General features: G+C 60.2%; 13 protein-coding genes. 10 read left to right on the top strand and 3 right to left on the bottom strand.

Going from position 1 to position 15,782, the window contains the following annotated elements:
• Positions 1-12 precede the first annotated feature (12 nt).
• A complete protein-coding gene (locus NPS56_RS03215) occupies positions 13-2,145 on the top strand; it encodes a putative bifunctional diguanylate cyclase/phosphodiesterase (RefSeq protein ID WP_274073428.1) in 2,133 nt (710 codons plus the stop codon).
• Here NPS56_RS03215 and NPS56_RS03210 read toward each other — a convergent pair.
• The gene (locus NPS56_RS03210) at positions 2,102-2,995 is read right to left on the bottom strand and encodes an NAD(P)-dependent oxidoreductase (protein WP_274073427.1); all 894 of its coding nucleotides are present in this window, start codon (positions 2,993-2,995) and stop codon (positions 2,102-2,104) included. The genes NPS56_RS03215 and NPS56_RS03210 overlap by 44 nt on opposite strands.
• Positions 2,996-3,189: 194 nt before the next feature.
• Between NPS56_RS03210 and NPS56_RS03205 the strand changes: the two genes are divergently transcribed.
• The gene (locus NPS56_RS03205; RefSeq protein ID WP_274073426.1) at positions 3,190-5,385 is read left to right on the top strand and encodes a hypothetical protein; all 2,196 of its coding nucleotides are present in this window, start codon (positions 3,190-3,192) and stop codon (positions 5,383-5,385) included.
• 305 nt (positions 5,386-5,690) lie between these two features.
• On the opposite strand, the gene NPS56_RS03200 is transcribed toward NPS56_RS03205, so the two are convergent.
• Entirely contained in the window at positions 5,691-5,996 is a 306-nt protein-coding gene (locus NPS56_RS03200) for a DUF2288 domain-containing protein (RefSeq protein ID WP_274073425.1), read from the bottom strand.
• A 350-nt stretch (positions 5,997-6,346) separates the two neighbouring features.
• On the opposite strand from NPS56_RS03200, the gene NPS56_RS03195 reads away from it, so the two are divergent.
• The 5 genes from NPS56_RS03195 (at position 6,347) to NPS56_RS03175 (ending at position 11,350) form a co-directional block, all read left to right on the top strand.
• Complete coding sequence (locus tag NPS56_RS03195; protein ID WP_274073424.1) at positions 6,347-7,474, top strand: branched-chain amino acid ABC transporter substrate-binding protein; 1,128 nt, start codon at positions 6,347-6,349, stop codon at positions 7,472-7,474.
• 233 nt (positions 7,475-7,707) lie between these two features.
• Positions 7,708-8,631, top strand: a complete 924-nt coding sequence (livH, locus tag NPS56_RS03190; protein WP_274073423.1) for a high-affinity branched-chain amino acid ABC transporter permease LivH — start codon at positions 7,708-7,710, stop codon at positions 8,629-8,631.
• Positions 8,628-9,884 (top strand): high-affinity branched-chain amino acid ABC transporter permease LivM, encoded by a 1,257-nt coding sequence (locus NPS56_RS03185; protein ID WP_274073422.1) that lies wholly within the window; start codon positions 8,628-8,630, stop codon positions 9,882-9,884. The genes livH and NPS56_RS03185 overlap by 4 nt, the downstream gene beginning before the upstream one ends.
• Positions 9,881-10,648, top strand: a complete 768-nt coding sequence (gene livG, locus NPS56_RS03180) for a high-affinity branched-chain amino acid ABC transporter ATP-binding protein LivG (RefSeq protein ID WP_274073421.1) — start codon at positions 9,881-9,883, stop codon at positions 10,646-10,648. Before NPS56_RS03185 ends, livG begins: the two co-directional genes overlap by 4 nt.
• Positions 10,649-11,350 (top strand): ABC transporter ATP-binding protein, encoded by a 702-nt coding sequence (locus tag NPS56_RS03175; protein ID WP_020798122.1) that lies wholly within the window; start codon positions 10,649-10,651, stop codon positions 11,348-11,350.
• 184 nt (positions 11,351-11,534) lie between these two features.
• On the opposite strand, the gene NPS56_RS03170 is transcribed toward NPS56_RS03175, so the two are convergent.
• Positions 11,535-12,443, bottom strand: a complete 909-nt coding sequence (locus NPS56_RS03170; protein WP_274073420.1) for a LysR family transcriptional regulator — start codon at positions 12,441-12,443, stop codon at positions 11,535-11,537.
• A gap of 106 nt (positions 12,444-12,549) precedes the next feature.
• Here NPS56_RS03170 and NPS56_RS03165 point away from each other — a divergent pair, with 106 nt between their 5' ends.
• The 3 genes from NPS56_RS03165 to NPS56_RS03155 all read left to right on the top strand — a co-directional run bounded on the left by NPS56_RS03165 (position 12,550) and on the right by NPS56_RS03155 (position 15,694).
• On the top strand, positions 12,550-13,149 hold the full coding sequence (locus NPS56_RS03165) for a short chain dehydrogenase (RefSeq protein WP_274073419.1): 600 nt from the start codon (positions 12,550-12,552) through the stop codon (positions 13,147-13,149).
• A 170-nt stretch (positions 13,150-13,319) separates the two neighbouring features.
• Positions 13,320-13,985: a COG3650 family protein gene (locus NPS56_RS03160; RefSeq protein WP_274073418.1), complete on the top strand. Its 666-nt coding sequence runs from the start codon at positions 13,320-13,322 to the stop codon at positions 13,983-13,985.
• A 95-nt stretch (positions 13,986-14,080) separates the two neighbouring features.
• Positions 14,081-15,694 carry an NAD(P)/FAD-dependent oxidoreductase gene (locus NPS56_RS03155; protein WP_274073417.1) on the top strand — a complete coding sequence of 538 codons (1,614 nt, stop codon included), beginning with the start codon at positions 14,081-14,083 and terminating at the stop codon, positions 15,692-15,694.
• Positions 15,695-15,782: the final 88 nt, after the last annotated feature.

Raw genomic sequence — 15,782 nt, 5'->3', positions numbered from 1 at the left:
GACCCTTTCCTGGTGCTGCTGGCTTTTCTGGTCGCCTGCGCTGGCAGTTTTGCCACACTGGATATGGCCGAACGGGTTGCCCAGGCGCAAAAACCAGCGTCCCAACGCCTTTGGCGCTGGATCGGCGCCGGATGCCTGGCCGGCGGAATCTGGGCCATGCATTTCATTGGCATGCTGGCGTTCCAGGTGCCGATCGACGTGCAATACCATTTGCCCATCACCCTTGTGTCCCTGTTGATCGCCCTGTGTGCGTCGTGGCTGGCGATGCACACCCTCAGCCTGCCCGCCCTGAATTTCCGCCAATGCTGCAAGGCGTCGATCATCATCGGCCTGGGCATCGCCACCATGCATTACGTGGGCATGGCCGCCATGCGTACACAAGCGACGGCTTATTACCATCCCGGGCTGTTCATCCTTTCGATCATGATCGCCATCGGCGCCAGTCTGGCGGCGTTGCTGCTGGCCAGCTATCTGCGCACGGGTGAGGGATTGTTCAATCAGTTACTCAAATGCGGCGGCAGCCTGGTGCTGGGAGCAGGCATCTTCACCCTGCATTTCACCGGCATGGCCGCCTTCTCCCTGGTACTGCCAAACGGCAGCCTGCTGACCCAGCCGGGTGAAAACAACCATCTGCAACTGGGGCTGACGGTCGCCGTCATGACCCTGCTGATCATCGGCAGTTGCATCAGCGCGGCGCTGGCGGACAAGAAGCTGCAGCACAAGGACCGTGACCTGCTGCGGGTCAACTCGCTGCTCAGCCAACTGGACCAGGCGCGCATGTCCCTGCAACAGGTGGCGCACTACGACGCCCTGACCAACCTGGTCAACCGTCGCGGGTTCAACCAGCTGTTCGCCGAGAAGCTCCTGGAGCGCACCCAGGCAGGCGGCATGCTCGCCGTCCTGTTCCTCGACATCGATCATTTCAAGCGCATCAACGACAGCCTCGGCCACGATGCCGGCGATGAACTGCTCAAGGTGCTCGCCCGGCACATCAAGAGCTCGGTGCGCACCCATGAAGATGTGGTGGCACGCTTTGGTGGCGACGAATTCTGCATCCTCATCGACCTGCATGACCGTGATGAAGCGCGCCAGATGGCCCAGCGCATCATGCAGAAACTGAAGGAACCCATCGAGCTGTCCGGGCGGCGCATGGTCATGACCACCAGCATCGGCATCAGCGTGTTCCCCGAGGACGGCAAGACCTGCGAAGAACTGCTGAAAAACGCCGACCTGGCGCTGTATCAATCCAAGGACAGTGGCCGCAATGGGCTGAATTTCTTCAGTGCCAACCTCAAGGCGCGCGCCATGCTGGAACTGCAACTGGAAGAAGAACTGCGCCACGCCCTGCGCGAAGACACCGGCCTGATGCTCTATTACCAACCGATCTATGACCTGAAAACCGGCCAGGTCAGCAAACTCGAAGCCTTGATCCGCTGGCAGCACCCGGTCCATGGATTTCTTGCGCCGGACCGCTTCATTGGCATCGCAGAGGCCAATGGCCTGATCACCGAACTGGACAACTGGGTGCTGCGCAAGGCCTGCGAGGACTTGGGCGAGCTGTCGCACCAGGGTTGCGCGAACCTGAAGATCGCCATCAATTGCTCGCCCCTGACCCTGGCGCGCGAAGAACTGAGCGACGAAATCTCACTCGCGTTGCGCAACGCCGGGGTCGAGCCCCACCGACTGGAACTGGAGGTCACCGAGAATGCGCTGATGGGCAGCATCGCCGATACGCTGGTGTCTCTGCGCCAGGTACGCGCCCTCGGCGTGTCGCTGTCGATCGATGACTTCGGCACCGGTTACTCATCCCTGGCTTACCTCAAGCGCTTGCCGCTGAACACGCTGAAGATCGACCGATCATTCATCCAGGACATTCCAATCGCCACCCAGGACATGGAGATCGTCCAGGCCATTATCGTCATGGCCCACACCCTGCATCTGGAGGTGGTCACCGAAGGCGTCGAAACCTTCGAGCAGTACCAGTTTCTCGAGCGCCACGGCTGCGACTTCGTCCAGGGTTACCTGCTCAGTCGCCCGGTACCGCTGGCGGAACTGCGGCCCGTGCTGAACGAAATCAACCAGCGCAAGCAATCGTACAGCGTCACGCCCCTGAGTCTTGTGCACGGTACATCTGCACTAATGTAGAGGGGTCTTTCTCGAGGAAACCCTGGGCCCCATGCAGGCGCATCAATTGCGCGGCCAGGCCGCTGATCGGCGTCGCCGAACCTTGTTCGCGGGAAAACTTCACCGCTGAATCCAGATCCTTGAGCAAGGTCCGCACGTGCCATTTGACCGGTTCGAAACGGCTCTGGGCCATTTGCGGTGCAAGGAACTGCAAGGGCCTCGAATCGGCAAACCCACCGGCCAGTGCCTCGGCGATCAGGCTGGCATCGACCCCGGAGCGCTCCGCCAGGGCCACCACTTCGGCGATGACCAGCGCATTGCAGGCAACGATCATCTGGTTGCAGGCCTTGGTCACCTGCCCTGCTCCCACCGCGCCCATGTGCGTCACCCGCTGGCCGAGCCTCTGCAAAACCGGTTTGACCCGCTCAAGGTCTGCCGCGCTGCCGCCGACCATGATCGCCAGGCTGCCGGCTTCGGCCCCCACCACGCCACCGGACACCGGCGCATCCAGCCAACCCATGCCGGTCTTGCCGAGTTCTGTCGCCATTTCCCGGGTCGCCGTGGGTTCAAGGCTGGAAAAATCCACCAGCAGCTGACCCTTTTTCGCCCCCTCGGCAATGCCCGACTCGCCGAAAACCACCTCCCGGACCACTGAGGTATCCGCCAGGCACAACATCACCACCTCGGCGTGCTGGCACAACTCGGCAGGTGTGGCGACCTGGCGTGCCCCGGCCTCGACCAGCGCTGCGCTCTTGGCCGGATTGCGGTTCCACACCGTCAGCGGGTAACCCGCGGCGAGCAAACGCTGGCACATCGGCAAGCCCATCAGGCCGATTCCGGCAAAACCCAGGGACGGTAGCGTTGACATCATTTTGCCTCCTTTTGATTAAAGAACAGCGAATACTGGCCGATTTATCAAGACTCAGGAAAGGATTCCGCCGGGCGACGCGCCAACTGGCTGCGCCGCCCGGGACAATTCGCGCTGATAAAAGACGCGAGTTCTCATTCCGTGATGGTCGACGACAACAGGTTGCCCGACCCACCAGCCCAGGTACATGGCGAACGATGACTTCTAAAAACAATCCAGCCCCTGCGCTTTCCGACCTGACGCTGAGCCCGGCGGCGAACAGCCCCGCACCGTCGAAGCCATTGACGCCGTCGCGCCCGCTGGCGACCCAGCAATACCTGTACTTCACCGAAACCAACACCGATCGCATCCTCGACAACCTCGACGGCCTGCGCGACATGGTGTTCCCGCGCCCAGCGCATCTGGAAGGTGACAACGAACAGCACAACGATCAGGAATTCCCGTCGGTGTGCCTGATTGGCCTGGGCCGCTGCGGTTCGAACATCGCGCTGGATGTCGCGGAACTGGTCTACAACGCCCGCAAGTTCTACCTCAACGAATTCAACAACGAAGATCGCCTGTCGCCAGACAAGCGCTATGCGGAAAAAGGCTATAGCCCGGCACAGTGGATTCGCAACAATTTGCGCCTGGGGTCGAACAAGGCCACCAAACCGGTGTTCCTGGTCGAACCGCTGGTGATGCTGGGCGACCTGGACAAGGATATCGCCGGGCGTATCCGCTTCTCGCGCAAAGGCGAAAAGAGCGGTTTCCTGCGCGACTACAGCAAAATGAAAATCATGGACCTGTCGGAAGTCCATGCCGGTGGTGCCGGTAACGCGCCGATTCTCGGCCAGTACCTGGCCAAGATCATCCTGAACAAGGACACCCAGCGTTTCTCCAGCCCCGACTGGAAGATGATCCACTCGTACCTGATCGACAGCTGTGGCATCAAGGCCAACCAGTCGCGCCTGTATTTCTCGATCTTCAGTGCCGGTGGCGGTACCGGTTCGGGCATGGCTTCGGAATTCGGCCTGGCCCAGCAACACTCGTACATGAACAAGACGTTCGACACCCGGCCGATGGACGAGCACGACAGCAAAAGCGGTCATTCCTTCGTCTTCGAACCGATCTTCACCAGCGGCATCTGCGTACTGCCAAACATATCCGATCACCGCAGTGAAATGTCCGAGGCGCTGCACATCAACGCCGGCCGCCTGCTGTGCAAATACCTGTCGGAAGAATGGGACTTCTCCTACAACTTCGCCAACGAAGACAGCAGTGAAGCCAGCGTCATGGGCCGTATCCGCCCATGGAACGCGATGATGCTGATCTCCAACGACATCATGCGTTATGCCGAAGAAAGCGATGACGGCAACATCCAGAACATCGACGTCAACGCGATGGAAAAGCATGCCAACCAGTACATCTCGCAGCAGATCTTCAACATTCTGACGGCTCAGGCGGTCACCACCGACTACGACCAGAACTATTTCCGCCGTGCCGGCATCGACATCGGCGAAACCATTCGCCTGGACGCCAACGACCTGTTCATGAGCCTCGCCGGCCCGGTGGCCATTGCCTATGCCGAATCCGTGGTGCCGGAAACCCCGCCGCCGAGCAGCGACAAGTTCAAGGTCTTCGACAAAGAACCGCAGCGCCTGAACATCGACGACCTGTTCTTCCGCTCCATCGACCTGCCGCACTTCAACAAGGTCACCCAGGCCATCGAAGGCATCAGCCTGCTGCCCATCGAGTCCAAGCGCTATCGCGCGGCGCTGGAGCAGTACAAGAATTCGGGGTATGACGCGGCCGCCCTGCACGATCTGCACTTCTTCAAGAACTGCTCATCGGTGGTGTCGATCGTTTCCCTGCCCAAGGACTACAAGCTGTCCTACATGGACCTGAACCGCTTGAAGACCCACCTCAACAGCCTGTTCCCCAACACCACGCTCAAGCGCTATGCGTTGGTGATCGGCGCCTCGGCCAACCTGTCGCTGACCACCCTGATCGCCAAGAGCCCGTGCCTGTCGGACGATTTCCTGACCTTGATCGTGGCGTTCATCAAGCGCTGCTTTGCCCGTACTCCGTACCGCTTCGATGACACCCTGGACAACTCGGTCCTGGACTTCATCATCAACGAACATTTCGATGAAGACCTGATCGACGACCTGCTCAACGAGTTCGAGAACCCGGCGAAAATCCTCGATACCAACTGGTACGCGATCAAGCCGATGTACGAGAAGAAGTATCGCGAGCTGATCAACGACAAGGACAAGTTCGTCTCGATCAACGACATCCGGCTGTCACGCGATTGCGTGAAGAAGGCGATCAAGTACCTGCGTGAGATCTATCGTCACCGGATTGGCAAGACGAAGGTGATTTCGTTGAATAACCACACAGGCAAGAGTTACTGATCGAGGCGTGATACCGAGTCGCTCCCATCGCTGGCAAGCCAGCTCCTACAGATTCGGTGTCGTTCACGAAATAGGTGTTCGACATCAATTCCTGCAGGAGCTGGCTCGCCAGCGAAAACGATCTCGAATTCAACGGCCTTTCAACATCCAGAAACAATTGCTCAGCCGTTCAGCTGTCCTACCAACTGTTCCCGTTACGTTTACGTCACCGTGAAGCGTGGCCTTTCTCTACGGCAACCTGCCATCACGCTACTCGGCTACACACTTTCCTTGGCTCTGCGATGGCACCACCATGGTGCACGCACTCAGGCCTGCGCTCTTTCCTGGATCAGGATCCACGGCGAAACCACCACAGCCCACAGCTGCGGATCCCGTTCGAAAAGATCCAGCGCCCGCGTTTCAGACAGCTTGGCGACCTTGTCTTCGGCCAGCCAGGCAGCCACTTTCTCGCCTTCATCAGTGGCTACAGCTTCGGCTGCGGCGATCAAATCGAGGCTCGGGTCGACCCACAATAGGGCACCCTTGGCGAAGAACGGCTCCAGTTCCTTCCAGGAAATAGATGCGGTTTCTCCGAGCAGTTTGGCATAGAGGGTGCTAGGTTCTTCAGTCATGGGTCCGGTCCGGAAAAGAAATCGACGCAATGATAACGTCGGTGGTCAGGCAGAAAAACCCAGATGCAATTTGAGTGACCGAATGAAAAGCGCAGGAAAGCCAAGGAATGCACGGAATCTGGCTATAAGCCCGTCAAAACCCCGCCGCAATTCTGACTTTTTCTTTCAAAAAAGCGACACCCCCAAGTTTTGCCCCCTGGCGCCAGCTTCCCAGGCTGACAATCGGCGCTCTACACTGTACCGGTACAGTTGCCGGGGGGCTTTTCCGGGGGATGTCGTAGATATCTGACCCGGTTCTGCTGCCAACGGCGCCAGGACTATAAAAATTACAACAGTAAGAGTGGAGCACTATGACTAAGGCTACTAAGCAGATTTCCAAACTGTTTGCCGCTATGGTTCTGGCCGGGGTTGCCAGCCATTCGTTCGCAGCTGACACCATCAAGATCGGCATCGCCGGCCCCAAGACCGGTCCTGTAGCCCAATACGGCGACATGCAGTTCAGCGGCGCCAAAATGGCCATTGAACAGATCAACGCCAAAGGCGGCGTAGACGGCAAGAAACTCGAAGCCGTCGAATACGATGACGCCTGTGATCCAAAACAAGCGGTAGCGGTCGCGAACAAAGTCGTCAACGACGGTGTCAAGTTCGTGGTCGGTCACCTGTGCTCCAGCTCCACCCAACCGGCTTCGGACATCTACGAAGACGAAGGCGTGATCATGATCACCCCGGCGGCCACCAGCCCGGACATCACCGCTCGTGGTTACAAAATGGTGTTCCGCACCATCGGCCTGGACAGCGCCCAAGGCCCTGCCGCCGGTAACTACATCGCCGATTTCGTCAAACCGAAAATCGTTGCCGTCCTGCACGACAAACAGCAATACGGTGAAGGCATCGCCACCGCCGTTAAACAGACCCTCGAGAAGAAAGGCACCAAGGTTGCCGTGTTCGAAGGCGTCAACGCCGGCGACAAGGACTTCTCCTCGATCATCGCCAAGCTCAAGCAAGCCAACGTCGACTTCGTCTACTACGGCGGCTACCACCCGGAGCTGGGCCTGATCCTGCGTCAAGCCCAGGAAAAAGGCCTGAAAGCCAAGTTCATGGGTCCGGAAGGCGTGGGTAACGACTCCATCTCGCAGATCGCCAAGGACGCTTCCGAAGGCCTGCTGGTGACCCTGCCGAAATCCTTCGACCAGGATCCGGCCAACGTTGCCCTGGCTGATGCGTTCAAGGCCAAGAAAGAAGACCCGAGCGGTCCGTTCGTGTTCCCGGCCTACTCGGCTGTGACCGTGATCGCCGACGGCATCAAGGCCGCCAAGTCCGAAGACGCGACCAAAGTGGCTGAAGCCATCCACGCGGGTACCTTCAAGACTCCAACTGGCGACCTGGCCTTCGACGAGAAAGGCGACCTGAAAGACTTCAAATTCGTGGTCTACGAGTGGCACTTCGGCAAACCAAAAACTGAAGCCAAGCCTCAGTAAGGTCTTGCCTGACTGACTGCCAATAAAGCCCACGGCGTGCCGTGGGCTTTGTTTTACGAACGTACCTGGGCCGCGCTGGCGTGATCCGCCAGTCTCCCCACCTGAAAATCTCAAAACCGTCATCAGCGGTTCGCTGGCAAACCCCGGATTCGAAGTGGATGCAGATCCACGGGGCCCGGGCGGGAAAATGACTCCACCAGTGAAATGCGTATCAGGTTTTTAGGAGCGCTGTAATGCCTGACATCTATCACTTCTTCCAACAGCTGGTTAATGGCCTGACCATTGGCAGCACGTATGCCCTGATCGCCATCGGCTATACGATGGTTTACGGCATCATTGGAATGATCAACTTCGCCCACGGCGAGGTGTACATGATCGGCTCCTACGTGGCGTTCATCGCCATCGCCGGGCTGGCCATGCTGGGACTCGACAGTGTTCCGCTGTTGATGACCGCCGCTTTCCTGGCGACCATCGTCGTCACCAGTGCCTACGGCTACAGCATCGAACGGATCGCCTACCGCCCGTTGCGCGGCAGCAACCGTCTGATCCCGCTGATTTCCGCCATCGGCATGTCGATCTTCCTGCAGAACACGGTTCTGCTGGCGCAAGACTCCAAGGACAAATCCATCCCCAACCTGATTCCGGGCAACTTCACCTTCGGGCCAGGTGGTGCACATGAAGTGCTGATTTCCTACATGCAAATCGTGGTGTTCGTGGTGACCCTGGTCGCCATGCTCGGCCTGACGCTGTTCATCTCCCGCTCTCGCCTGGGTCGCGCCTGCCGTGCCTGCGCCGAAGACATCAAGATGGCCAACCTGCTGGGTATCAACACCAACAACATCATCGCCCTGACCTTCGTCATCGGTGCTGCGCTGGCGGCCATCGCGGCCGTGCTGCTGAGCATGCAATACGGCGTGATCAACCCCAACGCCGGTTTCCTGGTCGGGCTCAAGGCCTTCACCGCGGCGGTACTGGGCGGTATCGGCAGCATTCCGGGCGCCATGCTCGGCGGGCTGGTACTGGGTGTGGCGGAAGCCTTCGGCGCCGATGTCTTCGGCGACCAGTACAAGGACGTCGTGGCTTTCGGTCTCTTGGTTTTGGTGTTGTTGTTCCGGCCAACCGGCCTGCTGGGCCGTCCGGAGGTTGAGAAGGTATGACTAGGAATCTTAAACAGGCACTGTTCAGTGCCTTGCTGGTATGGGCCGTGGCCTACCCGGTACTCGGCCTGAAGCTGACCATCGTCGGCATCAACCTCGAAGTTCATGGCACCAGCGACGCCACCTTGATCACCATCGCCGTGTGTTCGGTGCTGATGTTCCTGCGCGTGCTGTTCGACCAGCAGATCAGCTCGGCCTGGCGCTCCTCGCCAAGCATGCCGCTGATCCCGGCCAAGGCCAGTAACTTCCTGACCCTGCCGACCACCCAGCGCTGGATCATCATTGCCTTGATCGCCGGCGCCCTGGTCTGGCCGTTCTTCGGTTCTCGCGGCGCGGTGGATATCGCGACGCTGGTGCTGATCTACGTGATGCTGGGCCTGGGCCTGAACATCGTGGTCGGCCTGGCTGGCCTGCTCGACCTCGGTTACGTCGGCTTCTACGCCGTCGGCGCCTACAGCTATGCGCTGCTGTCGCACTACTACGGCCTGAGCTTCTGGATCTGCCTGCCGATTGCCGGCCTGATGGCCGCCACCTTCGGCTTCCTGCTCGGCTTCCCGGTACTGCGCCTGCGCGGTGACTACCTGGCAATCGTGACCCTGGGCTTCGGTGAAATCATCCGTCTGTTCCTGCGTAACCTGACCGGCCTCACGGGCGGTCCGAACGGCATCAGCAACATCGAGAAACCGACGTTCTTCGGCCTGACCTTCGAACGTAAAGCCGCGGAAGGCATGCAAACCTTCCACGAGTATTTCGGCCTGGCATACAACTCGATCAACAAGGTGATCTTCCTTTACCTGGTTGCGCTGTTGCTGGCCCTGGGTGCGCTGTTCGTCATCAACCGCTTGCTGCGCATGCCGCTTGGCCGCGCGTGGGAAGCATTGCGTGAAGACGAAATCGCCTGCCGTGCACTGGGTCTGAACCCGACCATCATCAAACTCTCGGCGTTCACCCTAGGTGCCAGCTTCGCCGGTTTCGCCGGTAGCTTCTTCGCTGCCCGCCAAGGCCTGGTGACGCCGGAGTCCTTCACCTTCATCGAGTCGGCGATCATCCTCGCCATCGTGGTGCTGGGTGGCATGGGCTCGCAGCTGGGTGTGATCCTGGCGGCGGTGGTGATGATCCTGCTGCCGGAAATGATGCGTGAGTTCAGTGAGTACCGCATGTTGATGTTCGGTGCCTTGATGGTACTGATGATGATCTGGCGCCCTCAGGGTCTGCTGCCCATGCAACGTCCTCACATGGAGCTGCGCAAATGAGCCGCGAGATCCTTAAAGTAGAAAACCTGAGCATGCGCTTCGGCGGCTTGCTGGCGGTCAACGGCGTTGCCTTGAGCGTGAAAGAGAAACAAGTGGTTGCCTTGATCGGCCCCAACGGCGCCGGCAAGACCACCGTGTTCAACTGCCTGACCGGCTTCTACAAGCCAAGCGGCGGCAGCATCCTGCTCGATGGCGAGCCGATCGAGGGCCTGCCGGGCCACAAGATCGCCCTCAAGGGCGTGGTGCGTACCTTCCAGAACGTGCGGTTGTTCAAGGACATGACCGCGGTCGAGAACCTCTTGATCGCCCAGCATCGTCACCTGAACACCAACTTCCTGTCCGGCTTGTTCAAGACCCCGGGGTTCCGCAAGAGCGAACGCGAGGCCATGGAGTTCGCCGAGTACTGGCTGGAAAAGGTCAACCTCAAGGAGTTCGCCAACCGTCCGGCCGGTACCCTGGCCTACGGTCAGCAACGGCGCCTGGAAATCGCCCGCTGCATGATGACCCGTCCGCGGATCCTCATGCTCGACGAACCGGCCGCCGGCCTGAACCCGAAGGAAACCGAAGACCTGAAGGCGCTGATAGGCATGTTGCGTGAGGAGCACAACGTCACTGTGCTGCTGATCGAACACGACATGAAACTGGTCATGAGCATTTCCGACCACATCGTCGTGATCAACCAGGGCACCCCCCTGGCCAACGGTACGCCGGAACAGATCCGCGACAATCCTGAAGTGATCAAAGCCTACCTGGGGGAAGCGTAAATGCTGCAGTTCGAAAACGTTTCCACCTTCTACGGCAAGATCCAGGCCCTGCACAGCGTCAACGTCGAAGTCCGCCAGGGCGAGATCGTGACCCTGATTGGCGCCAACGGTGCCGGCAAGTCCACACTCCTGATGACCCTGTGCGGTTCGCCTCGGGCCCACAGCGGCAGCATCCGCTACATGGGTGAGGAACTGGTCGGCCAGGATTCTTCGCAGATCATGCGCAAGAGCATTGCCGTGGTGCCGGAAGGTCGTCGGGTGTTTTCCCGCCTGACCGTGGAAGAAAACCTCTCCATGGGTGGTTTCTTCACCGCCAAGGGCGACTATCAGGAACAGATGGACAAGGTCCTCGGACTTTTCCCACGCCTGAAAGAGCGTTTCAGCCAGCGTGGCGGCACCATGTCCGGCGGCGAACAGCAAATGCTCGCCATCGGCCGCGCACTGATGAGCAAGCCCAAGCTGCTGCTGCTCGACGAGCCTTCGCTAGGCCTGGCCCCGATCATCATCCAGCAGATCTTCGACATCATCGAACAGCTGCGCAAGGACGGTGTGACGGTGTTCCTGGTCGAGCAGAACGCCAACCAGGCCCTGAAAATCGCTGACCGCGCCTACGTTCTGGAGAACGGCCGGGTAGTGATGACAGGCACCGGTGAAGCGCTGCTGACCGATCCGAAAGTGCGTGATGCGTACCTCGGTGGCTAAGCCTTCGGGGTAACCAGAAAACGGCCCTCGCGGGCCGTTTTTTTATGCCCGCCACAATCCCGCCAACAACACAGAACCCTGTAGGAGCTGGCTTGCCAGCGATAGCGGTGTATCAGTCAACATCGTCGTTGAATGTTATGCCCTTTCGCTGGCAAGCCAGCTCCTACAGGGTCCGTGTGAAGATTCAAAGCCTGTCCAGCGCCTCGCCGCTGCGCTTGAACCAGCCAATCAAATAATCCGCCAGCACCTGCGTGCGCCTGGGCAACCCACCCTGATACGGGTGCACCAGGTACATCGGCATGCTCCGGGTCTGAAAATCACGCAGGAGCCAGCGCAAGCGCCCGTCAGCCAATTCCTCGGGCAACGCGTAGGACGGTAAACGGGCAATGCCGGCGCCAGCCAGGGCGGCTTTTTTCAACAAGTTGTAATGGTTGCTGGCAAACGGCCCGGAAACCCGTACCCGCAACAGCTCGTGTTGCTGGTGATACAGCCACTCCTCCCGGCCACTGTAGTGGCTATTGAGCAGGCAGCGGTGCTCGGCCAGCGCCTGAGGCGTCTGCGGTTCACCGTATTGCTCCAGATAGGCCGGGCTGGCGCAGGTCAATTCCCGCCACGCCAATAACGGCCGCGCCACCAGGCGCTGATCGATCGCCACATCGGAGCGGATCGCCAGATCGAAGCCGTCCCGGGACAGGTCACGGTAATTGTTGTTGAGCTCCAGTTCGATCTGCACCTCGGGATACTGGGCGGAGAACTCCAGCAACAAGCCATCGAAGAAAGTTTCCCCAAGTGACACCGGAACCGTCATCCGCACCGGGCCCGCCATGTCGTCCTTCAGGCGTGCCAGGGCCTGGCGCGCGCGCTCGACTTGCACCACCAGCGCCTGGGCCTGGGGCAACAACGCCGCGCCCGCCGCTGTCAGGCTCAAGCGCCGCGTGGTGCGCTGCAGCAGGACCACGCAAAACTGCGCTTCCAACTGGCTGATGCGCTTGGACAACTGGCCCTTGCTGCAACCCAATTGCTGCGCCGCTAGGGTAAAACTGCCCGCTTCGATCAATACCGCGAAGGCGGCCAGGTCATCCATTTCGCTCATGGATTGTTTCCATTTGAAAACCAAAGGTTGCCCATTAGTCCGCTTATCGCCGGAAAAAAACCACTCTAAACTGAAGCCTTACTCAATCCAACGAGGATCAGCCAGTATGAAAATTCTTTTGATTGGCGCCAGCGGCACCATCGGTTCGGCCGTCGACAAGGAGCTGTCCCAGCGCCACGAGATCGTCCGCATTGGCCGCAGCAGCGGTGATTTTCAGGTGGACATCAGTGACAGCACGTCGATTCGCCGACTGTTCGAACAGACCGGCAAATTCGATGCACTGGTGTGCGCCGCCGGTAACGTGACCTTCGCACCGCTGGCCGAAATGAGCGAAGAGAGTTTTGCCCTGGGCCTCAAGGACAAGCTGATGGGCCAGGTCAACCTGGTGCTGATTGGCCGTGAGTTCGCCAATGAAGGTGCATCCTTCACACTCACCACCGGCGTACTCAGCCACGACCCGATCCGCAGTGGCGCATCCGCTGCGCTGGTCAACGGTGCGCTGGACAGTTTCGTCCGCGCTGCCGCCATCGAGTTGCCACGCGGCTTACGCGTGAACTCGATCAGCCCGACAGTCCTGGTCGAAGCCATGGGCAGCTATGCCCCGTATTTCCGTGGCTACAAGCCGGTTCCTGCCGAGGATGTGGCATTGGCCTACGCCAAAAGCGTCGAAGGCTTGCAGACGGGCCAGACCTTTCACGTGGGATAGGAGCTGCCGCAGGCTGCGATCTTTTGATCTGGCTTTTGATTTTCAATCACCTCAAACAACATCAAAAGATCGCAGGCTGCGCCAGCTCCTACAAAAAGCCCGGCGTAATGCAGGGTTGTGATGAACGGTCAGGCTGAGTAACGTGGCGGCACTTGTCAGGAGACCCCAAGATGCGTGCTGCCCGTTCCTTAGTCCTTGTTGCCCTGCTCCCCCTGTTCGCGGCCTGCCAGTTGTTCGACGGCCAGCGTGAAAGTGCCTCCCACGTCGGGCAGACCCGCCTGCAGGGCCAGTTGAGCGCCGCCGACGGCAAACTGCTGTTCCAGCCGTGCGGCGAGCAACGCCGTTACCTGGTCAATGACACGGGCAGCACCAGCGTCCTGCAACAGGCCGCGAGCCTCGCCGATGCCCAGGGCAAGCTGTTTGCCGACGTGCGTGGGCGCATCGTTCCCGGTAACGGCGAAGATCAGCTCGACGTGGAAACGCTGTACCGAGTCGAGCGCTCCGCCACCGCCTGCGCCGATCCAAATTTCAAGCCGCTGATCCTGCGCGCCGCCGGCCATGCCCCCGAGTGGAGCGTGAGCGTCACCGGCAAAGGCATGGTCGTGGAACGCGCCGGCCAGCCGCCGTTGGCCGTGCCCTACGTCGAAGAGCAATTGGGCGAAGGCCGCTTCAACCTCAGCACCGAAGCCAACAACCAGCACATCGAACTGTGGGTCGCGCCACAACGCTGCATCGACAACAGCACAGGCAGTCTGCAGCACATGACTGCCGAACTGCGCATCGATGGCAAGGTACAGCGCGGTTGCGGGTATTTCGGCGGTTCGCGCGACGACTGATCGTTTTAGCCTCACGGGCCTGCGCCTTTGGGGCTTATAATCGCCGGTTTCAAACGCCCTGGCGCAGTTGTGCGCCCCGCGAACCGGATCCTGCCATGTTACGAATCACCGAACTCAAGCTGCCGATCGACCATCCCGATGAAGACCTGCGCCCTGCCATCCTGCAGCGCCTGGGCATCTCCAGCGATGACCTGGTCGATTTCACCTTGTTCAAGCGCAGCTACGATGCGCGCAAAAAATCCTCCGAGCTGTGCTTCATCTACACCATCGACCTCGATGTTCGCGATGAGGCCTCGGTACTGAACAAGTTCGCCGATGACCGTAACGTCAACGTGGCACCGGATGTCAGCTACAAAATGGTTGGCCAGGCGCCGGCCGACCTGAGCGTGCGCCCTGTCGTCGTCGGCTTCGGGCCGTGCGGGATCTTCGCCGGGCTGCTGCTGGCGCAGATGGGCTTCAAGCCGATCATCCTCGAACGCGGCACCGAAGTGCGCCAGCGCACCAAGGACACCTGGGGCCTGTGGCGTAAAAGCGTGCTCAACCCCGAGTCCAACGTGCAATTCGGCGAGGGCGGCGCGGGGACCTTCTCCGACGGCAAGCTCTACAGCCAGATCAAGGACCCGAAGTTCATCGGCCGTAAAGTCCTCAATGAATTCGTCAAGGCCGGTGCCCCGGAAGAAATCCTCTACGTCAGCAAACCGCACATCGGTACGTTCCGTCTGACGGGCGTTGTGGAAAACATGCGTGAGCAGATTCGCGCCATGGGCGGCGAAGTGCGCTTCCAGCAACGGGTGACCGACGTGCTGATCGAAGACGGCCAACTGGTCGGCGTCGAACTCGATGGCGGCGAGCAGATCCACTCCAAACACGTGATCCTGGCCCTGGGCCACAGTGCCCGGGACACCTTCCGCATGCTCCACGGCCGCGGCGTGTACATGGAAGCCAAGCCGTTCTCGGTCGGTTTCCGTATCGAGCACCCGCAGTCGCTGATCGACCGCGCGCGCCTGGGCAAGTACGCCGGCCACCCGAAACTGGGCGCCGCCGACTACAAACTGGTGCACCACGCCAAGAACGGCCGTTCGGTCTACAGCTTCTGCATGTGCCCGGGCGGCACGGTGGTGGCGGCGACCTCCGAGCCGAACCGCGTGGTCACCAACGGCATGAGCCAGTACTCGCGCAACGAGCGCAACGCCAACTCCGGGATCGTTGTCGGGATTACCCCGGAAGTCGATTATCCGGGCGGCCCGCTGGCCGGTATCGAGCTGCAGGAACGCCTGGAATCCCACGCCTTTGTGCTCGGTGGCAGCAACTACGAAGCACCGGCGCAATTGGTCGGCGACTTCATCGCCGGCAAGCCGTCCACCGCGCTGGGCAGCGTCGAACCCTCCTACAAACCGGGCGTTGCCCTGGGCGACCTGGCGCTGGCCTTGCCGGCCTTCGCCATCGAAGCGATTCGTGAAGCCTTGCCGGCGTTCGAGAAACAGATTCGCGGTTACTCGCTGCATGACGCGGTGTTGACCGGGATCGAGACCCGTACTTCGTCGCCGCTGCGCATTACGCGTAACGAGTCGATGCAGAGCCTGAACGTGAAAGGCTTGTTCCCGGCGGGTGAAGGCGCGGGTTATGCGGGCGGGATTTTGTCGGCGGGTGTCGATGGCATTCGCATCGCCGAAGCGGTGGCGCGGGATATCCTCGGCCTCGAAGCCTGACGCCAACCCCCTGTGGGAGCGGGCTTGCTCGCGAAGGCGGTGGATCAGCCAACGTTTCTGTTGAATGACGAACCGCATTCGCTGGCAA

Origin of the sequence: Pseudomonas putida (assembly GCF_028682635.1) — a bacterium.
In the GTDB taxonomy this organism is placed as follows: Bacteria; Pseudomonadota; Gammaproteobacteria; order Pseudomonadales; family Pseudomonadaceae; genus Aquipseudomonas; species Aquipseudomonas putida_AE.
The sequence above is the reverse complement of the archived record's forward strand: the minus strand, read 5'-3'. Positions and strand labels throughout refer to the sequence as shown.